The organism is Aeromicrobium phoceense, from assembly GCF_013868155.1.
GTDB classification, from domain to species: Bacteria; Actinomycetota; Actinomycetes; order Propionibacteriales; family Nocardioidaceae; genus Aeromicrobium; species Aeromicrobium phoceense.
In genome coordinates, this window is sequence record NZ_JACEOG010000001.1 from 2,139,759 (window position 1) to 2,159,706 (window position 19,948).

General features: G+C 70.9%; 21 protein-coding genes. 13 read left to right on the forward strand and 8 right to left on the reverse strand.

All coding sequences use genetic code 11. The annotated features are described in order from the left end of the window. The first annotated feature begins 1 nt into the window (after nt 1). The 4 genes from H1W00_RS10295 to H1W00_RS10310 all read left to right on the forward strand — a co-directional run bounded on the left by H1W00_RS10295 (nt 2) and on the right by H1W00_RS10310 (nt 3,876). Complete coding sequence (locus H1W00_RS10295; RefSeq protein WP_181755619.1) at nt 2–1,234, forward strand: cysteine desulfurase; 1,233 nt, start codon at nt 2–4, stop codon at nt 1,232–1,234. 1 nt (nt 1,235) lies between these two features. After that, on the forward strand, nt 1,236–1,691 hold the full coding sequence (gene sufU, locus H1W00_RS10300) for a Fe-S cluster assembly sulfur transfer protein SufU (protein ID WP_181755620.1): 456 nt from the start codon (nt 1,236–1,238) through the stop codon (nt 1,689–1,691). Further along, on the forward strand, nt 1,688–2,047 hold the full coding sequence (locus H1W00_RS10305; RefSeq protein WP_181755621.1) for a metal-sulfur cluster assembly factor: 360 nt from the start codon (nt 1,688–1,690) through the stop codon (nt 2,045–2,047). The genes sufU and H1W00_RS10305 overlap by 4 nt, the downstream gene beginning before the upstream one ends. A 227-nt stretch (nt 2,048–2,274) precedes the next feature. Further along, on the forward strand, nt 2,275–3,876 hold the full coding sequence (locus H1W00_RS10310) for an ABC-F family ATP-binding cassette domain-containing protein (RefSeq protein WP_181755622.1): 1,602 nt from the start codon (nt 2,275–2,277) through the stop codon (nt 3,874–3,876). On the opposite strand, the gene H1W00_RS10315 is transcribed toward H1W00_RS10310, so the two are convergent. Both H1W00_RS10315 and H1W00_RS10320 read right to left on the reverse strand, forming a co-directional pair. Next, entirely contained in the window at nt 3,849–4,610 is a 762-nt protein-coding gene (locus H1W00_RS10315) for an SURF1 family cytochrome oxidase biogenesis protein (protein WP_181755623.1), read from the reverse strand. The genes H1W00_RS10310 and H1W00_RS10315 overlap by 28 nt on opposite strands. Next, on the reverse strand, nt 4,611–4,892 hold the full coding sequence (locus H1W00_RS10320) for a DUF3099 domain-containing protein (protein WP_078698267.1): 282 nt from the start codon (nt 4,890–4,892) through the stop codon (nt 4,611–4,613). Between the two features lie 60 nt (nt 4,893–4,952). On the opposite strand from H1W00_RS10320, the gene H1W00_RS10325 reads away from it, so the two are divergent. Next, nucleotides 4,953–5,168, forward strand: a complete 216-nt coding sequence (locus tag H1W00_RS10325) for a dodecin (RefSeq protein ID WP_078698266.1) — start codon at nt 4,953–4,955, stop codon at nt 5,166–5,168. A 7-nt stretch (nt 5,169–5,175) separates the two neighbouring features. Here the strand turns inward: H1W00_RS10325 and serB are convergent, their stop codons facing one another. Next, nucleotides 5,176–6,408: a phosphoserine phosphatase SerB gene (gene serB, locus H1W00_RS10330; RefSeq protein WP_181755624.1), complete on the reverse strand. Its 1,233-nt coding sequence runs from the start codon at nt 6,406–6,408 to the stop codon at nt 5,176–5,178. Between the two features lie 50 nt (nt 6,409–6,458). Here serB and H1W00_RS10335 point away from each other — a divergent pair, with 50 nt between their 5' ends. Genes H1W00_RS10335 through H1W00_RS10350 form a run of 4 tightly spaced genes read left to right on the forward strand, consistent with a single transcriptional unit; the run spans nt 6,459 to nt 9,525 of the window. Then, nucleotides 6,459–7,262, forward strand: coding sequence for an ABC transporter ATP-binding protein (locus tag H1W00_RS10335; RefSeq protein WP_181755625.1), 804 nt, complete (start codon nt 6,459–6,461; stop codon nt 7,260–7,262). 8 nt (nt 7,263–7,270) lie between these two features. After that, nucleotides 7,271–7,720 (forward strand): NfeD family protein, encoded by a 450-nt coding sequence (locus tag H1W00_RS10340; RefSeq protein WP_181755626.1) that lies wholly within the window; start codon nt 7,271–7,273, stop codon nt 7,718–7,720. Then, nucleotides 7,721–8,806, forward strand: coding sequence for an SPFH domain-containing protein (locus H1W00_RS10345; RefSeq protein ID WP_181755627.1), 1,086 nt, complete (start codon nt 7,721–7,723; stop codon nt 8,804–8,806). It abuts the gene before it with no gap. Between the two features lie 5 nt (nt 8,807–8,811). Beyond that, nucleotides 8,812–9,525 (forward strand): lytic transglycosylase domain-containing protein, encoded by a 714-nt coding sequence (locus tag H1W00_RS10350; protein ID WP_181755628.1) that lies wholly within the window; start codon nt 8,812–8,814, stop codon nt 9,523–9,525. A 16-nt stretch (nt 9,526–9,541) separates the two neighbouring features. Here the strand turns inward: H1W00_RS10350 and H1W00_RS10355 are convergent, their stop codons facing one another. After that, entirely contained in the window at nt 9,542–10,069 is a 528-nt protein-coding gene (locus H1W00_RS10355) for a YbhB/YbcL family Raf kinase inhibitor-like protein (protein WP_181755629.1), read from the reverse strand. Between the two features lie 18 nt (nt 10,070–10,087). Here H1W00_RS10355 and H1W00_RS10360 point away from each other — a divergent pair, with 18 nt between their 5' ends. After that, nucleotides 10,088–10,885, forward strand: a complete 798-nt coding sequence (locus tag H1W00_RS10360; protein WP_181755630.1) for an RNA methyltransferase — start codon at nt 10,088–10,090, stop codon at nt 10,883–10,885. A 16-nt stretch (nt 10,886–10,901) separates the two neighbouring features. Here H1W00_RS10360 and def read toward each other — a convergent pair whose 3' ends face one another. Then, the gene (gene def, locus H1W00_RS10365; protein WP_338072873.1) at nt 10,902–11,507 is read right to left on the reverse strand and encodes a peptide deformylase; all 606 of its coding nucleotides are present in this window, start codon (nt 11,505–11,507) and stop codon (nt 10,902–10,904) included. A 116-nt stretch (nt 11,508–11,623) separates the two neighbouring features. On the opposite strand from def, the gene H1W00_RS10370 reads away from it, so the two are divergent. Both H1W00_RS10370 and H1W00_RS10375 read left to right on the forward strand, forming a co-directional pair. After that, nucleotides 11,624–12,931, forward strand: coding sequence for an acyl-CoA dehydrogenase family protein (locus H1W00_RS10370; protein ID WP_286928983.1), 1,308 nt, complete (start codon nt 11,624–11,626; stop codon nt 12,929–12,931). Between the two features lie 14 nt (nt 12,932–12,945). Further along, nucleotides 12,946–14,160: an acyl-CoA dehydrogenase family protein gene (locus H1W00_RS10375; protein WP_194956257.1), complete on the forward strand. Its 1,215-nt coding sequence runs from the start codon at nt 12,946–12,948 to the stop codon at nt 14,158–14,160. Nucleotides 14,161–14,190: 30 nt separating this feature from the next. On the opposite strand, the gene H1W00_RS10380 is transcribed toward H1W00_RS10375, so the two are convergent. Further along, nucleotides 14,191–15,210, reverse strand: a complete 1,020-nt coding sequence (locus H1W00_RS10380; RefSeq protein ID WP_181755631.1) for a zinc-dependent alcohol dehydrogenase family protein — start codon at nt 15,208–15,210, stop codon at nt 14,191–14,193. 19 nt (nt 15,211–15,229) lie between these two features. Here H1W00_RS10380 and H1W00_RS10385 point away from each other — a divergent pair, with 19 nt between their 5' ends. Then, complete coding sequence (locus H1W00_RS10385) at nt 15,230–15,592, forward strand: FKBP-type peptidyl-prolyl cis-trans isomerase (protein WP_181755632.1); 363 nt, start codon at nt 15,230–15,232, stop codon at nt 15,590–15,592. 13 nt (nt 15,593–15,605) lie between these two features. On the opposite strand, the gene hrpA is transcribed toward H1W00_RS10385, so the two are convergent. Beyond that, nucleotides 15,606–19,196, reverse strand: a complete 3,591-nt coding sequence (hrpA, locus tag H1W00_RS10390) for an ATP-dependent RNA helicase HrpA (protein WP_206679998.1) — start codon at nt 19,194–19,196, stop codon at nt 15,606–15,608. 11 nt (nt 19,197–19,207) lie between these two features. Continuing rightward, complete coding sequence (locus H1W00_RS10395) at nt 19,208–19,948, reverse strand: CPBP family glutamic-type intramembrane protease (protein ID WP_181755633.1); 741 nt, start codon at nt 19,946–19,948, stop codon at nt 19,208–19,210.

The window sequence follows — 19,948 nt, forward strand, 5'->3', positions numbered from 1 at the left end:
CATGACCGGCTACGACGTCGAGGCGATCCGCAAGGACTTCCCCATCCTGTCCAGGACGATGGCGGGGGACCGCCCTCTCGTGTACCTGGACAGTGCCAACACGTCGCAGAAGCCGCGTCAGGTCGTCGAGGCGATCGAGCGTCACTACCTCGAGCACAACGCGAACGTCGCGCGGGCGATGCACCAGCTCGGTGCGGAGGCCAGCGAGGCGTTCGAGCTCGGGCGCGACAAGGTGGCGGGGTTCATCAACGCGCCGCGTCGCGAGGAGGTCGTGTTCACCAAGAACGCCTCCGAGGCGCTCAACCTGGTGGCACGCGTCCTCGGCGACGCCGGCCGCGTGGGTGCCGGTGACGAGGTCGTGGTGACCCAGATGGAGCACCACTCCAACCTCGTGCCGTGGCAGCTGCTCACGCAGCGCACGGGCGCCGACCTGCGCTGGTACGGCGTCACGCCCGAGGGCCGGCTCGACCTCGACTCCCTCACCCTCACCGAGCGCACCAAGGTCGTCTCGGTCACGTGGGTCTCGAACATGCTCGGAACGATCAACCCGGTCGCCGAGATCGTCCGGCGCGCCCATGAGGTGGGTGCGCTGGTCGTCATCGACGCGTCGCAGGCCGTGCCGCAGCTGCCGGTCGACGTGGCTGCGCTGGGCGCCGACTTCGTCGCCTTCACGGGCCACAAGATGGTCGGTCCCACGGGCATCGGCGTGCTGTGGGGTCGCTACGACCTCCTCGCCGAGCTGCCGCCGTTCCTCGGTGGCGGCGAGATGATCGAGACCGTGTCGATGGAGCGCACCACGTTCGCCGCGCCGCCGCACCGCTTCGAGGCCGGCACACCGCCGATCGCGCAGTCGGTCGGCCTCGGCGCGGCGGTGGACTACCTCAGCGCCCTCGGCATGGAGAACGTGGCCGCGCACGAGCAGCGGATCACCGCCTACGCGCTGGACGCGATGAAGGAGCTGACCGGCGTCACGATCGTCGGCCCCAAGGAGCCGGTCGACCGCGGGGGAGCGATCAGCTTCACGATCGACGGGGTGCACCCGCACGACGTGGCGCAGCTGCTCGACTCGCAGGGCGTCGCCGTGCGCGCCGGTCACCACTGCGCGAAGCCGCTGCACGCGCACTTCGGCGTGCAGTCCACCACGCGCGCCTCGTTCTACCTGTACACGACCGAGGCCGAGATCGACGCGCTCGTCGCGGGGATCCGCCACACCCAGTCGTACTTCGGAGCCTGAGATGAACGCAGCGAACGTCGATGCGATGTACCAGGAGATCATCCTGGACCACTACAAGCACCCCCACGGTGCGGGGCTGCGCGACCCGTACGAGGCCGAGGTCCACCACGTCAACCCGACCTGCGGCGACGAGATCACGCTCCGTGTGCACCTCGAGGGCAACACGGTGGCCGACGTCTCGTACGACTCCGTGGGCTGCTCCATCAGCCAGGCCTCGGCCTCGGTGCTGAACGACCTCGTGGTCGGCAAGGACGTCGACCACGCACTGACCACACTCAACGCGTTCCAGGAGCTCATGCAGGGCCGCGGCCACGTCGAACCCGACGAGGACGTGCTCGAGGACGGGATCGCCTTCGCGGGCGTCGCCCAGTTCCCCGCGCGCGTCAAGTGCGCGCTGCTGTCCTGGATGGCCTGGAAGGACGCCGTCGCCCAGGCTTCGGCCAAGGAGGAAGCATGACCACCGACCACAGCGATCTGCCCGACGTGACCGTTCAGCCCGGCGCCACCACCCAGGAGGACGTCGAGGAGGCGATGAAGGACGTCGTCGACCCCGAGCTCGGGATCAACGTCGTCGACCTCGGCCTCGTCTACGGCGTGCACGTCGACGAGCACAGCAACGCCATCCTGCAGATGACGCTCACGTCCGCGGCCTGCCCGCTGACCGACGTCATCGAGGACCAGACCCGCGCCGCCCTCGACGGCCTGGTCAACGACTTCCGCATCGAGTGGGTCTGGATGCCGCCGTGGGGCCCGGACAAGATCACCGACGACGGCCGCGAGATGCTGCGCGCCCTCGGCTTCAACATCGGCTGACCGCCCGCCACCCCACACCACTTCTGGAACGGGATGCACGTCTCTGAGCGATCAGAACGTGCATCCCGTTGCAAAAGTGCGCAGGAGCGCGGACGGCGGCGACGATTTCGCGCCCGGGGGATCGCTCCGTAGACTGGCTCGGTGGACATGATCCGGCTGGAGTGACGCGCGAGCACCTGCTCGACCCCTGCGTCCTCGCCCCGTCCATCCCTCACGAAGGCTCTTCCATGATCACCGCCTCCTCCGTGGAGCTGCGCTTCGGCGCGCGCGTCCTGATGTCCGACGTCTCCTTCCAGGTCGCCAAGGGCGACAAGATCGGCCTCGTCGGCCGCAACGGCGCCGGCAAGACCACCCTGACGAAGATGCTGGCCGGTGCCGGCGGCGAGCCCGCCGAGGGCACCATCACCCGTACGGGCACGGTCGGCTACCTGCCGCAGGACCCGCGCGTCGGCGACCCCAACGTCACCGCCCGCGACCGCATCCTGTCGGCGCGTGGCCTCGACGAGGCGCTGCGCAAGATGCGCAAGGCCGAGAAGGAGATGGCCTCGGAGGACTCGGCGCTCGCCGAGGACGCGATGCGCCGCTACTCCCGCGCCGACGCCGAGTTCGGCGCCGGGGGCGGGTACGCGGCCGAGTCCGAGGCGGCGACGATCGCGGTCGCGCTGGGTCTGCCCGAGCGCGTCCTCGAGCAGCCGTTGAGCACCCTGTCCGGCGGTCAGCGCCGCCGTATCGAGCTGGCGCGGATCCTGTTCTCCGACGCCGACATCCTGCTGCTCGACGAGCCCACCAACCACCTCGACGCCGACTCGATCGTGTGGCTGCGTGGCTTCCTGAAGAGCTTCTCGGGAGGCCTCGTGATCATCAGCCACGACGTCGACCTCGTCGAGGAGACCGTCAACAAGGTCTTCTACCTCGACGCCAACCGCGGCGTCATCGACATCTACAACATGGGCTGGCGGCCCTACCTCAAGCAGCGCGAGGCCGACGAGGCCCGCCGCAAGCGCGAGCGCGCCAACGCCGTGAAGCAGGCCGAGCGACTCATCGACCAGGGCAACCGGATGCGCGCGAAGGCCTCGAAGGCGACCGCTGCGCAGCAGATGCTCAAGCGGGCCGAGAAGATGATGGCCGGCCTCGAGGACGAGCGCGCCGTGGACAAGGTCGCCAAGATCGCCTTCCCCAAGCCCGCTCCGTGCGGCAAGACGCCGCTCATGGCCACGGGACTGTCGAAGTCGTACGGGTCGCTGGAGATCTTCACCGACGTCGATCTGGCGATCGACCGGGGGAGCCGCGTCGTCGTGCTCGGACTCAACGGTGCGGGCAAGACCACGCTGCTGCGTCTGCTCGGCGGCGCCGACCGGGCCGACACCGGCGAGATCATCGCGGGCCACGGCCTCAAGATCGGCTACTACGCCCAGGAGCACGAGACGCTCGACACCTCCCGCTCGGTGCTGGAGAACATGCAGAGCGCCGCGCCGCACCTCACCGACACCGAGGCGCGCAGCGTGCTGGGCTCGTTCCTGTTCACCGGCGACGACACCGCCAAGCCGGCGGCCGTGCTCTCCGGTGGGGAGAAGACCCGTCTGGCGCTGGCGAGCCTCATCGTCTCGAGCGCCAACGTGCTGCTGCTCGACGAGCCGACCAACAACCTCGACCCCGCTTCGCGCGAGGAGGTGCTGGCGGCGATTCGCTCCTACGAGGGCGCGATCGTGCTGGTCACCCACGACGAGGGCGCCGTGCAGGCGCTCGAGCCCGACCGCGTGCTGCTGCTGCCCGACGGCGACGAGGACCTCTGGTCCGACACCTACGCCGACCTGGTCAGCCTGGCGTGACCGAGGCCGTCGCCTTCGGGCCGGCGGCGCTCGATCAGCTCGGCCCGCACGAACCAGAAGTAGCCGAACGCGGCCAGGCCGGCGAAGAAGTACCACTGGATCGAGTAGAACAGGTGCGGTCCGGTGCCCAGGTCGGGCTCGGCCGGGCCCTCGAGGCCGTCCTGCTCCGGCGAGGTCATCGCGACGAAGCCCGGCAGCGGCTCCGTGCCGAGGAAGTCGGCCCAGCGCTCGCCGTTGACGGCGCGCACCTGGCCGTCGCGCGGCGTGGTGGCGGCCTTGTCGGCGGTGCTGGCGGGCTGGAGCCATCCCGTGACGGTCACCGGACCCGTCGGGGCCGCGGGGACGTCCTCGGGTGCCTCGCCGTTGCGCGGACCCTCGATCCAGCCGCGGTCGACGAGCACGACCGTGCCGTCGTCGAGCCGCAGCGGGGTGACGACCTGCACGCCGGGCCGGCTGTCGCGATGGGCGAACCGCACGGTGACCTCGTGCGCGGAGTCGAACGTGCCGGTGGCCGTGACGGTGCGGTACTCGAGGTCGGGGTCCCAGCCGTCGGCGACGACGTCGGCGACGGGCGCCGGGTCGGCCTTCAGGTTCGTCTTGACGACGGCGTTGTCGGCCTTGCGCTGCTCCCAGCGGTCGTACTGCCAGCCGCCGAGCATGAAGCACGTGACCGCCATGACGACGACGAAGACCGCCAGCCCGATCCAGCGCGGGCTTGCCAGGAAGCGCAGCACCTACTGGTCCAGCTGCTTGCGGTCGACCCCGAACGGGGACGGCCCGTCGCCCGAGCTGCGGATCGCCGAGTTGCCGATGACGACGGCCACGTAGGGCAGGAACACCGCGCCCACGAGGAGCACCCAGCGGATCCAGTGGTCGACGGCGACGAACCCGATGAAGCAGGCCACACGGACGGCCATGGAGATGAGGTAGTTGCGCTCGCGATGGTCCACCTGGGCGCTGAAGGGCTCGCGCGCACTGGTGATCGAGTGCACCTCTTCGGGGTCGCGCCGGGCCATGTCCCCAGTCTACGCCGTGGGTCCCGCGCGCGGCCTGCGGCCGGGTGGGACGATGGCCCCATGAGCAACCGCACCTACCGTGTCACCGAGATCGTCGGAACGTCCCCGGTCGGGGTCAGCGAGGCCATCGACAGCGGCATCGCCCGCGCCTCCCAGACCCTGCGCCACCTCGACTGGTTCGAGGTCGTGGGAATCCGGGGCCAGGTCGAGGACGACAAGGTCTCGCACTACCAGGTCACGCTGAAGCTGGGCTTCCGCCTCGAGGACGACGAGTAACAGCCGGTCAGGTCGCCGGCGGCGCGTCGGCGGCGTCGGCCGCCTCGACCTCCTCGCGCGTGATGCCCATGAGGTACACGATCGCGTCGAGGTACGGCACGTTCACCGAGGTCTGCGCCTGGTCGCGCACGAGCGGCTTCGCGTTGAACGCGATGCCCAGCCCCGCGGCCGCCAGCATGTCGAGGTCGTTGGCGCCGTCGCCGATGGCCACGGTGTTGCGCACGTTGATGCCCGCCTGCTCGGCGAAGAGGCGCAGCGCCTCGGCCTTGCCGGCGCGGTCGACCACGCGCCCGAGGACCCGGCCGGTCAGCGCTCCGTCCTGCACCTCGAGGTCGTTGGCGGCGAAGTAGTCGATGCCGAGGTCGTCCGCGAGCCGCTCGATGATCTGCGTGAAGCCGCCGCTGACCAGAGCGAACCGGTAGCCGAGTCGCTTGAGCGTGCGGATCATGGTGCGCGCGCCGGGCGTGAACTCCAGGTTCCGGTAGACCTCGTCGAGGGCCGACGCCGGCACGCCGCGCAGCTGGGCCACGCGCTCGTGCAGCGACTCGGCGAAGTCGAGCTCGCCGCGCATGGCCCGCTCGGTGACGTGGGCCACCGCCTCCTCGCAGCCGGCGTGGGCCGCGAGCATCTCGATCACCTCGCCCTGGATCAGCGTGGAGTCGACGTCCATGACGACGAGGCGCTGCGCGTGGCGCAGGATGCCGTGCTCCTGCACCGCCACGTCGGTGCCGAACCGGTGACCGATCGCGGCCAGCTCGGACTGGAGGGCGTCGGGCGCGGCGCCCGAGACCTCCATCCGGATCGCCGTGACGGGGTAGCGCGCCATGCGGACGATGCGGTCGATGTTGCCGCCGAGGTCGTTGATGCCTTCGGTCAGGGCCGCGAGCGCGTCGGGCATCAGCGGTGCGCCGAGGATGACCACCTGGGCGCGGCCGATCCTGCGGGGCCGGTTGTCGCCGTTGCCGTGGACGACCTCGACCTCCAGGCCCAGGTCGGCACCGACCGAGGCCAGGTCGGTCTCGAAGCCGGGCACCTCGTCGGGGACGGTCACCAGGACGCTCAGCACGAGCCGGCCGCGCACGACCAGCTGCTCGACGTCGATCACCTCGACGTCGTGCGCGTCCAGCGCGGAGAACACCCGCGTGGAGACGCCGGAACGGTCGGGACCGCTGAAGGTGACCAGCACCGTGGGCTCGGTCAGGTGCAACGTGGGGACGTGGCCCGGGGCTGGCGTGCTCATCGTGTCGAGGGTATCGGCAGGACGTTGCGGCGAACCGATAGGTTGGACGTGTGACCGCCGTGTTCGACCTGACCGACGTCACGATCGTGCGCTCGGGCAAGACTCTCCTGGACCGCGTCTCGTGGCGCGCCGAACCGGGGGAGCACTGGGTCATCGTGGGCCCCAACGGAGCCGGCAAGACCACGCTGCTCCAGGTCGCGTCCGCGAACATGCACCCCACGTCCGGCACCGCCGAGATCCTGGGCGAGCGACTCGGCTCCGTCGACGTCTTCGAGCTGCGGCCCCGCATCGGCCACACCAGCGCCGCGATCGCCGAGCGCGTGCCGGCCGACGAGACGGTGCGCAACCTCATCCTGTCGGCCGCGTACGCCGTGCTCGGCCGCTGGAACGAGGAGTACGACGACGAGGACCACCGCCGCGCGATGGCGATGCTGGCCGAGCTGGGCATTGCGCCGCTGGCCGACCGCACCTTCGGCACCCTGTCCGAGGGCGAGAAGAAGCGCGTCCTGCTGGCGCGCTCGCTCATGACCGATCCCGAGGTCGTGCTGCTCGACGAGCCCGCCGCCGGCATGGACGTCGGCGCCCGCGAGGACCTGGTCGAGAGCCTCGAGGCCCTCGCGTCCGACGAGTTCGGCCCCTCGCTCGTGATGGTGTCGCACCACCTCGAGGAGATCGCCCCCGGCTTCACGCACGCGCTCCTGCTGTCGGGCGGCTCCGTGGTGGCGTCCGGGCCCATCGACCAGGTGCTCACGTCGCAGAACCTCTCCCTGGCGTTCCGCCAGCGGCTCGAGGTCACGCACGACGCGGGACGATTCTCGGCTCGGCGTCCGCCCTCGCGGCGCCGCGCGAACTAGGAGGCGACATGGACTGGTTCGGCGACGACATCTGGGTCACGTGGGCGGCGCTCGGCGTCCTCATGTGCCTCATCGAGCTGGCCAGCGGCGAGCTGATCTTCCTGATGTTCGGCATCGCGGCCTTCTCGGCTGCGGTGGCCGCCGCGGCCGGTGCGCCGATGGCGCTGCCGCTGGCGATCTTCGGCGTCGTCTCGGTGGCGCTGCTCGCCCTCGTCCGCCCGCGGATCGCCGCGCGGGTCCACGACGGGCCGTCGCTGCCCGTCGGCCAGCAGGGCCTGGTGGGCCAGCTGGCGATCGTCGAGGAGGTCGTGAACCGCCATGCCGGTCGTGTCCTGATCGGTGACGTCCACTGGACCGCCCGCCCGGTGGATCCCGAGGCGACCTACGAACCGGGCGACGAGCTGCTCGTCGCCGCCATCGACGGTGCGATCGCCCGCGTCGTCCGTAAGGAGAGCTGAATGTTCGCATCCGCAATGCTGGTCTTCTTCATCCTGCTGGTGGTCCTGCTGATCGTGACCGCAGCGATGAGCCTGAAGATCATCCCGCAGAACTTCGCCGGGATCGTGGAGCGCCTGGGGAAGTACCGCACCACCCTGACGCCCGGGCCGCACCTGATCGTGCCGTTCCTCGACCGCGTGAAGTACCGGGTCGACCAGCGTGAGCAGGTCGTCTCGTTCCCGCCGCAGGGCGTCATCACCGAGGACAACCTGACCGTCGAGATCGACACCGTCATCCTCTACACGGTGAACAACCCGGTCGCCGCGACGTACGAGATCGTCAACTACATCGAGGGCATCCACCAGCTCACGACCACGACGCTGCGCAACATCATCGGCGGCATGACCCTCGAGCACGCGCTCACCAGCCGCGACCAGATCAACCGCACGCTGAGCGCCGAGCTCGACGCGGCCACGGGCCGCTGGGGCATCAAGGTCAGCCGGGTGGAGCTCAAGAGCATCGATCCGCCGCCCACCATCATCGACGCGATGGAGAAGCAGATGCGCGCCGAGCGGGACAAGCGCGCCGCGATCCTCACGGCGGAGGGTGAGCGTCAGTCGGCCATCCTGAGCGCGGAGGGCCAGAAGCAGGCCGCGATCCTCACGGCCGAGGGCCAGAAGCAGTCGGCGATCCTGACCGCCGAGGGCGAGAAGACCGCCGCGATCCTGACCGCGCAGGGCGAGGGCCGCGCCATCGAGACCGTCTTCCAGGCGATCCACGACGGCAACCCCGACCAGAAGCTGCTGTCCTACCAGTACCTGCAGACGCTCCCGAAGATCGCGCAGGGCCACAACGCCTCGACCTGGATCATCCCGGCCGAGGTCACCGCGGCCCTGAGCACCATCGGCAACGTCGTCGGCTCCATCCCCGTGGACGGCGGTGGCTCGCACAAGCGCGTCGACCTGGACGAGCCCGTCGAGACCGCCAGCACGGCCCCGGCCGAGACCAGCAGCGCCGTCGAGGAGGCCATCCGGGCCGCCAAGCAGGCCGAGTCGCCGATCTCCACCCAGGACGATCCGCCGACCGGTCAGCCCCCCACGGCCTGAGCCGGATGGACCGAACCAGGATCCTCGTCCTCGGCGCCGCCGTGCTGGCCACGATGGCGATCGTCGTGGCCTGGCTGGTCGTCGGGCGATCGGACGACGCCGATCCGATCAGCGGGCCCCCGGCCGAGCAGGCCGAGGAGGTCCCGCTGGCCGACGGCTCCACGACCGAGCCCGACGAGGACTGGGTCACCCGGACCGCCGCCGACCGCCAGATCCCGGTGCGGGCGATGCAGGCCTACGCCCGCACCGAGATCAGCGAGCGTGAGAGCGCGCCCGCGTGCAACCTCCGCTGGAACACGCTCGCGGGCGTCGGGTCGGTCGAGTCGGCCCACGGCACGCTGGGCGGTGCCGGCCTCGACGCGGCGGGCGTGCCGAGCCGCAGGATCATCGGCCCGCCCCTCAACGGCGAGAACGGCACCCGGGCCATCGAGGCCACCAAGGCGTCCACGGCCCTGCACGGCGACGAGCAGTGGGACCGCGCCGTCGGCCCGTTCCAGTTCCTGACGTCGTCATGGGAGCTGTACGGCGCCGACGCCGACGGTGACGGCCGGGCCGACCCGCACGACATCGACGACGCAGCCCTGGGCGCCGCGCGACACCTGTGCGCGAAGGAGCGCGACCTGGCCGGCGACGGCTGGGTCAAGGCGGTCTTCGCCTACAACAACTCGATGGCCTACGTCGAGAAGGTCCGCGGCATCGCCGACAGCTACGCGAAGTAGCGTCAGGCCTGCGCCCTCACCACTGCCAGGTGCCGTGGATGATCGCGCGGCCGAGCGTCTTGAACGCGAGGTTGAACCCGACGACGGCGGGGGAGGCCGACGCGTCGACGCCCAGCGTCTCCTCGCCGACGGCGTGCACCACGAAGAAGTAGCGGTGCGGCTGGTCGCCCTCCGGGGGAGCGGCGCCCATGAAGTTCAGGCCGCCGCCGTCGTTGCGCACGTGGAAGGCGTTGCCGGGCAGGGAGTCGTCGCTCGCGCCGGCGCCCGTGGGCAGCTCGGTGACGTCGGCCGGGATGTCGACGGCCACCCAGTGCCAGAAGCCCGACACGATCGGTGCATCGGGGTCGAAGCAGGTGACGACGAACGACTTCGTTCCCTCGGGTGCGCCGCTCCACGCCAGGTGGGGCGACGTGTCGCCGTGGGCGTTGACCTGGTCCTCCTTGAGCGAGGCTCCGTCGGTGACGTCGTCGCTGACGACGGTGAACGAGGCCGCGGAGGGGAGCAGCGGGTACGGATCGGGAGTCACGGGTCGGTCGAGGCTCATGCCACCTAACCTAGTGCGGTGGCCGACCTCATCGCACTCGACAACCCCCGCGACGAGCGGCTCCGCGACTACACCGACCTGCGCGACGTGCAGCTGCGCCAGAGCGTGGAGCATGAGCGCGGCATCTACATCGCCGAGGGCACGAAGGTCATCGAGCGGGCGGTGGCGGCCGGGCACGAGCCCAAGTCCCTCCTGCTCGCGCCGCGTTGGCTCGGCACGCTGTCGGACATCCTCGAGTCGACCTCCGCGCCCGCCTACGTGCTGGACGAGAAGTCGATCGAGCGGGTGACCGGCTTCCACGTCCACCGCGGCGCGCTCGCGGCCATGCACCGCCCGGCCGAGCGCAGCGTCCACGACGTGCTGGCCACGGCGCGTCGCGTCCTCGTGGCCGAGGACCTGGTCGACCACACCAACATCGGCGCGATCATGCGCAACGTGGCGGCGCTCGGCTTCGACGCGGTGCTGCTGTCGCCGCGCTGCGCCGACCCGCTCTACCGACGCTCCATCAAGGTGGCGATGGGCGCGGTGTTCTCCCTGCCCTGGGCGCGGATCGACGACTGGTACGCGGCTCCGGCGCTGCTGCGCGAGCACGGCTTCACGACCTACGCGATGACCCTGTCCGACGACGCCGTGCCGATCGACGCGATCGAGCCCGCGGAGCGCTCGGCCGTCATCGTCGGCTCCGAGGGCCCGGGCCTCAGCGAGCACTGGCAGCGCGAGTCGGACCACCGCGTGATCATCCCGATGGCGGCCGGCATCGACTCGCTCAACGTCGCGGCGTCCACCGCGATCGCCTGCTGGCAGTTCCGGCCCTGAGGCCCGCGTCGCCGGGTCAGTCCTCCTCGGGCGCCTCGCCGACCGGCCAGTCGTCCTCGTACTCGTCGGCCAGCTGCTGGTGCTGCTTGTAGAGCTTCTTGCGTGCCTTCTCCGGGACGCGGTCGCCGAAGACCGTGCCGAAGAGGTGGTCCGTCTCGTGCTGGAGGCAGCGGGCCAGCAGGCCGGTGCCCTCGAACTCGACCGGCTCGCCGTGGTGGTCGAAGCCGGTGACCCAGGCGTGGTCGGGCCGGCCGCACTCGGTGAACGCACCCGGCAGCGAGAGGCACCCCTCGTCGGCGACGTCGAGCTTGCGCTCGGTACCGTCGGGGAGGCGGAGCACGGGGTTGCAGACGACCCCGGTGATGCGCTGGTGGTCGGCGTCGGGGCAGTCGAAGACGAAGACCTTGAGGTCCTCGCCGACCTGGTTCGCGGCCAGGCCGACGCCCTCGGCGGCGTACATCGTGGCCACCATGTCGGCCACGAGGACGGCGAGGTCGTCGTCGAACGCGGGGACGTCCTTCAGCTCCCGGTGCATCACGGGCGTGCCCCATCGGGTGATGGGTCGCACGGAGCCTCCGGCGGGCAGGGGGCGGGACTGGTCGGCAGAGGGCGTTTCGGTCACGCTTCAGCCTATCGAGAGGCCGACACGCGCAGTCGCTGGCAACCGGGTCCCAATTCAGATACCATCGGTATGCGAAACTGTAAACGACAGTTTCTGCAATCACTGAGGGAGTGAACGTGGCGGGTAAAGACCCCATGGCCTACGGACTGCGCGCGTTGAACAAGCTGGCGGCCTCCGAGACGCTCGACCGCATCGGCCTGCGCAAGTTCGCCGAGCGAGCCGTGCATGGCTCGACGAAGGCCGGATTCCAGGCGATCGGTGCGGCCCAGCGCACGTTCACGAAGGTGGCGGGCAGCTCGCAGGGCAGCCGCGTGGCCGCGACCCAGCCGTCCGGCGTGTTCGACCTGACGCCCACCGAGGACCAGCAGATGATGGTCGACGTCATCGGCGAGTTCGCCGCCGAGGTGCTGCGCCCCGGTGCCGAGCAGGCCGAGGCCGCCGACGACACGCCCAAGGAGGTGCTGGCGCAGACCTCCGAGTTCGGCCTGAGCCTGCTCAACATCCCCGAGTCCCTCGGCGGCCTGGCCGAGCAGCGTTCGGCCGTCACCGGCGTGCTCGTCGCCGAGGCGCTGGCGAAGGGCGACATGGGACAGGCCGTGGCCTGCCTCGCGCCGTCGGCCGTGGCCACCGCGATCTCGCTGTGGGGCACCGAGGGCCAGCAGCAGACCTACCTGCCGTCGTTCACCGACGGTGACGTGCCGGCCGCCGCGCTCGTCGTGGCCGAGCCGGTGCCCATGTTCGACCCGCTGTCGCTGACCACGGTCGCGAAGCGCGCCGAGGGCGGCTACGTCCTCAACGGCCTCAAGTCCGGTGCTGTGCGCGGTGCCGAGGCCGAGCTGCTCGTCGTGGCCGCCGACGTCGAGGGCCGCGGCCCGTCGATGGTGATCGTCGAGGCCAACACCGACGGCGTCGCCGTGGCGGCCGACCCCGGCATGGGCCTGCGCGCGGCCGGCCTGTCGCGGATCCAGCTGACCGACGTCCACGTCAATGAGGACGCGATCCTCGGCTCGGCACAGGACTACCGCGAGATGATCCGCCTGTCCCGGCTCGCGTGGGCCGGGCTCGCGCTCGGCACGGCGCAGTCGGTGCTGGACTACGTCAAGGAGTACGTCACCACCCGCGAGGCGTTCGGCGAGCCGATCGCCCACCGCCAGGCCGTGGCCTTCACCGTCGCCGACATGGCGATCGAGCTCGAGGGCATGCGGCTGGTCACGCTGAAGGCCGCGTCGCGCGCCGAGCGCGGCGCCGAGTTCGCCCGGGAGACCGCGCTGGCCCGCCGCCTGAGCACCGAGTACGGCATGAAGATCGGCACCGACGGCGTGCAGATGCTGGGCGGCCACGGCTTCGTGAAGGAGCACCCGGTCGAACGGTGGTACCGCGACCTGCGTGCCGTCGGCGTGATGGAAGGAGCAGTCCTCATCTGAGGACGGCAGAGATCATGATCTACCTCGAGACCCCCAAGAAGTTCCGTGGCTTCGTCCAGCAGGCCCACGACGTCGCCAACGAGTTCCTGCGCGCCAACTCGCGCAAGTACGACCTCGCCGAGCACAGTTACCCCAAGGAGCTCGACCTCCTGGCCTCGCTGATCGACGGCCTGAACGAGTCGGGCAACAGCACGGGCGCCGGCGCTGCGGGCGTCCGCGTCAAGGACGAGAAGAAGAAGGACCAGGGAGTCCGCAACGCCACCAACATGGCATCGGTGCTCTCGGTGATCGAGATGTGCTGGGGCGACGTCGGCCTGCTGCTGTCGATGCCGCGTCAGGGCCTGGGCAACTCGGCGATCGCCTCGGTCGCCACCGACGAGCAGGCCGAGCGCTTCAAGGGCACGTGGGCCTCCATGGCGATCACCGAGCCCAGCTTCGGCTCGGACTCGGCCGCCATCAGGACCACCGCCACGAAGGACGGCGACCACTACGTCCTGAACGGCGAGAAGATCTTCGTCACCTCGGGCGACCGGTCGGACTCCGTCGTCGTCTGGGCCACCCTCGACAAGACGCTGGGGCGCGCGGCGGTGAAGTCGTTCGTCGTGCCGAAGTCGCTGCCCGGCATCCGGGTGGAGCGCCTCGAGCACAAGCTCGGCATCCGGGCGTCGGACACCGCGGTCATCGTGCTCGACAACTGCCGCGTGCCGGCCGAGAACCTGCTGGGCGACCCGGAGATCGACACGTCCAAGGGCTTCGCCGGCGCGATGGCCACGTTCGACAACACGCGTCCGCTCGTCGCGGGCATGGCCGTCGGCTGCGCCCGGGCCTCGCTCGAGGTCATGCGCGACCTCATCGAGCAGGCCGGCCTGACGATCGACTACGACCGCTCGCCGGCGCTCCAGCCGCACGTGGTGGCCGAGTTCCTGCGGATGGAGGCCGACTGGGAGGCAGCACTGCTGCTCACCCTCGAGGCGGCGTGGATGGCCGACAACCGCCAGGCCAACTCGCTGCAGGCCTCGATGGCCAAGGCGAAGGCCGGCCGCTCGGGCAACGACATCACGCTCAAGTGCGTCGAGCTGGCCGGGTCGCTGGGCTACAGCGAGACCGAGTTCCTGGAGAAGTGGGCCCGCGACTCCAAGATCCTCGACATCTTCGAGGGCACGCAGCAGATCCAGCAGCTCATCGTCGCCCGACGGCTGCTGGGGCTCACCAGCTCCGAGCTGAAGTGAGCCCCCAGGGCTGAGCGCGGCGGGCCGCGATCAGGGACGCAGCAGCGCCTTGATCGCGGTCCGCTCGTCCATGGCCCGGTAGGCGTCGGACACCTGGTCGAGCGTGAACGTCTGGTCGAAGACGGCTCCGGGCTGCAGCGCGCCCGACAGCACCTCGGGGACCAGCTCGTCGAGGTAGCGGCGCACGGGCGCCACGCCACCGGCGAGGGCCTGGTTGCGACCGAACATCGCCGGGACGTTCAGCTCGACGCCGTGCGGCACGCCGACGTAGCCGACGGTGCCGCCGGGACGCAGGGACAGGAACGCCTGCTTCATCGACTCACCGGTGCCCACGCACTCGAGCACGGCGTCGGCGCCGATGCCGTCGAGGATCTCGCGGACCTCGGCGGCGCCCTCCTTGCCGCGGGTCTCGACGATGTGGTCGGCGCCGAAGCGGCGAGCCAGCTCCTGGCGGTCGGCGTGGCGCGACATCGCCACGACGGTGGAGGCGCCGAGCCGCTTGGCGGCCAGCACACCCGACAGGCCGACCGCGCCGTCGCCGACGACCGCGACCGTGGAGCCCGCCGTCACGCCGGCGCTGAAGGCCGCGTGGTGACCCGTGGGGAACACGTCGGTGAGCGCGAGCAGGTGCGGGAGGAGCTCGTCGTCCACGTCACCCGGAACGGCCACCAGCGTGCCGTCGGCCTGCGGGACGCGCACGAGCTCGGCCTGGCAGCCCTCGTAGCCGCCGCCGTTGACGCACGACGTCTGCACGCCGTTGCGGCAGTGCGCGCAGGTGTTGTCGCTGTACATGAACGGCGCGATCACGAAGTCGCCGACGGAGATGCCGGAGACGTCCGTGCCGACACGCTCGACGATGCCGACCTGCTCGTGGCCGATCTGGTGCGCCTCGGTCTGCGGCTTGTTGAGGCCGCGGTAGGGCCACAGGTCGCTGCCGCAGACGCAGGCGGCCACGACGCGGACGATCGCGTCGGTGTCGGCCTCGATCTCGGGATCGGGCAGGGTGTCGAGTCGGATGTCGCCGGGGGAGTGAAGGACTGTCGCGCGCATGCGTGCAAGGATGGCAGACATGAGTGAAAAGCCTGAAGTCGATTTCACCCCCGGCCCCGCTCCGACGGACCTCGTCATCGAGGACGTCACCATCGGTGAGGGCGAAGAGGCCGTCAACGGCGGCGTCGTCGACGTCCACTACGTGGGCGTGGACTTCGAGACCGGCGAGCAGTTCGACTCCTCCTGGGACCGCGGCCAGTCGGCCAAGTTCCCGCTGCCGCAGCTGATCGGCGCCTGGCAGCAGGGCATTCCGGGCATGAAGGTCGGCGGCCGCCGCAAGCTCATCGCCCCGCCGGAGCTGGCCTACGGTCCCGCCGGCGGCGGACACCGTCTGTCGGGTCGCACGCTGGTCTTCGTCATCGACCTGCTCGGCGTCGGCTGAGCCGACACCCCCTTCAGAGCTGTGACGCGAGGGCGTCCAGCGCCTTCGCGACCCGTTGGGCCGAGATCGGCCCGACGGCGCGAAGCTCCTGCGCGAAGATGCTGACGCGCAGCTCCTCGAGCATCCACCGCACCCGCTGCACGGGCGGCGCCAGCCGCTGCCACGGGCGCAGGTCCCGCGTCTGCTCGTGGAACCGGGCCTCGAGCTCCCAGACGGGAGCCGGGTCCTTGGTCGAGGTCAGCCGCTTCGCTGCCGCCCGCAGGTAGACCGCGAGGCGCCCGACCTGCTCGGCACCCATGTCGCGGATGAATCCCGGGTGCACGAGCCACGAGATCTGCACGCGCACGTCCTCGCCGGCCTCGTCCTTCCCGGGATCGAGGTCGCCGAGCGCCTGCAGCGCGCCGATGACCTGGCGCACGATGCGCTCCGTGAGCGGCACCGCGTCGGCGCGGACTAGATCGCGCAGCCGTCGGTAGGCCTCCTCGTCGCGCACGGGACCCCCGTGCTGCACCACGAGGTGGTCGAGGGCGGCGAGCCACGACTCCTCGATGACCGCCGCGGCGTCGCCCTGGGGCGAGGTGGCCAGCAGCAGCTTGTCCTGCAGCGACAGCGTGCGCCCGACCGTGCCGACCGGGGAACCGGTGGACAGCGCGATGAGCCGCGCGATGCCCCGGATCGTGGCGACACGCTGCTCGGTCTTCGTGCGGAGCACGCGCAGCGCCACGCTGGAGCCCTCGTCGACGATGGCCGGGAAGCCCGTGACCTGGCCGGCGGTGATGCTGGGCTCGAGCGTGCCGAAGTCCCAGTCCTTGATCCCGGTGCGCTCCTCCTGGCGGGCGCGCTGCTGCAGGTCGCGACGCAGCCGCGGCTCGAGGTCGCGACGGAGCGCGTCGAGGTCCTTGCCCGCGGCCAGCTCCTTCGTGCCGTCGACGACGCGGAACGTGGGGCGCAGGTGCGCCGGCAGCGCCGTCAGGTCGATGAGCGACGGCTCGACCTCGAGGGCCCGCCCGAGCTCGGTACGCAGGTCGCGTGACGTGTCGAGCGTGGGGAGCACCCGCTCCGCCGACTGTGCGGCCGGCGCGAACCGGCGCCGTTCGGACTTGGGCAGCCCGCGGATCAGCTCGGTGACCAGCTCGAGCCGGCGGCCGGGGACGCCCCAGTCGAACTCCGCTCCGTCGACCGTCAGCAGGTCGTCGACGGGCACCGTGATCGTGATGCCGTCGTCCGCGGCCTGCGGGTCGAACCGGTACGAGACGTCCAGGACGGCGTCGAAGTCCTCGCTCTGCGAGGTCCACGAGGTGGGGAAGGCGTCGGCGTCGACGTCGGCACGGAAGAGCTCGTCGGTGAAGTCCAGGATCCGCTTGTCGGGCTGCTTCTTCCACCAGGCGTCGAAGTGCCGCACCGAGACGATGTCGGCGGGGATCCGCTCGGCGTAGAAGTCGACGAGCGTCTCGTCCTCCACCCGGATGCCGCGGGTGCGGACGCGCTCCTCGAGCTCCTCGATCTTCGCGAGGCGGTCCTGGTTGCGCTGCCAGAAGCGGTGGTGGGTGCGCCACTCGCCGCCCACCAGCGCGTGCCGGATGAACAGCTCACGGGCGAGCGGCGCGTCGTGCTGGGCGAGCATGACCGTGCGGTCGACGACGACCGGCAGGCCGTACAGCGTCGATCGCTGGGTGGCCACGGCGGCGCCACGGCGCGCCGACCAGCGGGGCTCGGAGTACTGGTGCTTCAGCAGGTGCCCGGCCGCCTGCTCGACCCACACCGGATCGATGCGGGCGTTGTCGCGCGCGAACAGCCGCGAGGTCTCGACCAGTTCGCCGGCCATCAGCCACCTCGGGGGCTTCCTGGCCAGGCCGGAGCCCGGGAAGATCGAGAAGCGGGCGCCACGGGCGCCCAGGTAGTCGCGGGTCTCGGCGTCGCGCAGGCCGACGTGGGACAGCAGGCCGTGCAGCAGGGCGCGGTGGATGGCGTCGGCGTCGGGCTCCTTACGGACCTTGCCGGGCTTGAGTCCGAGCTCGCGCGCCGTGCGGCGCAGCTGGGAGTTGACGTCCGCCCACTCCCGCACGCGCAGGTAGTGCAGGAACTCGTCGTGGCACATGCGCCGGAACTTGCTGTGCGACAGCTCGTCGCGGCGCTCCTGCAGGTAGTCCCAGAGCTTCAGCAGGCTGAGGAAGTCCGAGTCGGGCTGGGTGAAGCGGGCGTGCTGCGTGTCGGCCGCCTGCTGCTTGTCCAGCGGGCGCTCGCGGACGTCCTGGATGGAGAGGCCGGCCACGATCACCAGGACCTCGGGCAGGACTCCGAGCCGGTCGGCGGCCAGCACCATGCGGGCGTGGCGTGGGTCCAGCGGCAGCCGCGACATCGTGCGGCCGATCTTCGTCAGCCGGTCGGTGCCGTCGAGGCGCGGCGCCAGCGCGTCGAGCTCGCGCAGGAGCGCCAGGCCGTCGGCCACGGCGCGGTGGTCGGGGGAGTCGAGGAAGCCGAAGTCGCGGATGTCGCCCAGATCGAGCGCGGCCATCTGCAGGATGACGCTGGCGAGGTTGGTGCGCTGGATCTCGGGGTCGGTGAACTCCGGGCGGGACTCGAAGTCCTCCTCGTCGTAGAGCCGGATGCAGATGCCGTCGGCGACACGGCCGCACCGGCCGGCGCGCTGCGCGGCGCTGGCCTGCGAGATGCGCTCGATGGGAAGGCGCTGGACCTTGAGCCGGGCACTGAACCGCGAGATGCGGGCGAGGCCGGGGTCGACGACGTAGCGGATTCCGGGCACGGTGATCGAGGTCTCCGCGACGTTCGTGGCGAGCACGATGCGGCGGCGCGGTCCGGTCTGGAAGACGCGCTGCTGCTCGTGCGCGGCGAGGCGGCCGTAGAGCGGCACGACGTCGCCCAGCGACTGGCCCTCGAGCACCTCGGCGGTGTCGCGGATGTCGCGCTCGCCGGGGAGGAACACCAGCACGTCGCCGTCGCGGGGCAGCTCGCGGACGGCGCTGACGATCCCGTCGATCACGTCGTCGTCGCGGTCGAGCGGGCGGTAGCGGACCTCCACGGGGTAGGTGCGCCCGCTGACCTCGATGATCGGCACAGGGCGCTCGGGCGTGGCGAAGAGATCGGCGAAGCGGTCCACGTCGATCGTCGCGGAGGTGACGATGACCTTCAGCTCGGGGCGGCGCGGCAGCAGCTCGCGCAGGTAGCCCAGCAGGAAGTCGATCGACAGCGACCGCTCGTGGGCCTCGTCGATGATGATCGTGTCGTAGCGCTCGAGCCGCCGGTCGTGCTGGAGCTCGGTCAGCAGCAGCCCGTCGGTGACGAGCCGGATCACGGTGTCGGCGCCCGACCTGTCGTCGAAGCGCACGGCGTAGCCGACCTCGGCGCCCAGCTCGACGTCGCACTCCTGCGCGATGCGCGCGGCGACCGACCGTGCGGCGATCCGGCGCGGCTGGGTGTGGGCGATCTTCGTCCGGCCGAGCTCGGCGGCGATCTTCGGCAGCTGCGTCGTCTTGCCCGATCCGGTCTCGCCGGCGATCACGACCACCTGGTGGTCGCGCAGGGCGTTGCGGATCTCGTCGTGCCGTGCGGCGATCGGGAGGGCAGGATCGAACTCGAGCTTCATCGCTCCCATTCTCACCGCAGGCCGATGGCGTCGGCGAAGAGGGCGTACCCGACGAAGGCGACGACGTCGAGGATCGTGTGCGCGATGACGAGCGGCATGACGCGGCCGGTGCGCTGGAACCACCAGGCGAACACGACGCCCATCGCGACGTTGCCGACGAACTGCCCGAAGCCCTGGTAGAGGTGGTAGCTACCGCGCAGCAGTGCCGAGGTGGCGATGATCGCGGGCAGGCCCCAGCCGAACTGCTTCAGGCGGGTCATCAGGTAGCCGACGACGATGACCTCCTCGAGCAGCGCGTTCTGCAGCGCCGAGAGGACCAGGATCGTGACCGACCACCAGTAGAGGTCTTCGGGACTCGTGACGATGTTGGCCGTGACCCCCAGCGCGCGACCGCCGAAGTAGACGCCGAGACCGGGGATGCCGATCACCGCCGCGAGGGCCGCGCCGAACCCCAGATCGCGCCAGGGTCGGCTGCCGTCGAGGCCGAGGCGTCGCAGCACCGGGGGAGCGTCGTCCAGGCTCAGCAGGTACAGCGCGAGCGCCACCGGGACGAGCGCGAAGCCGATCGACAGCAGCTGGTAGGTCAGGTCGAGCCACGGGACGGTGTCGCGCGACGGGTTGAGGGTGGCCGTGGAGTCGCGCAGCGGGCCCTCGCTGAGCTTCCGCGCGAGGCTCACGACCGAGTAGACGGCCGACTGGCCCAGGGAGAGGCCGAGGACGATCCAGACCTCGGCGCGCAGGCGCCGGGTCAC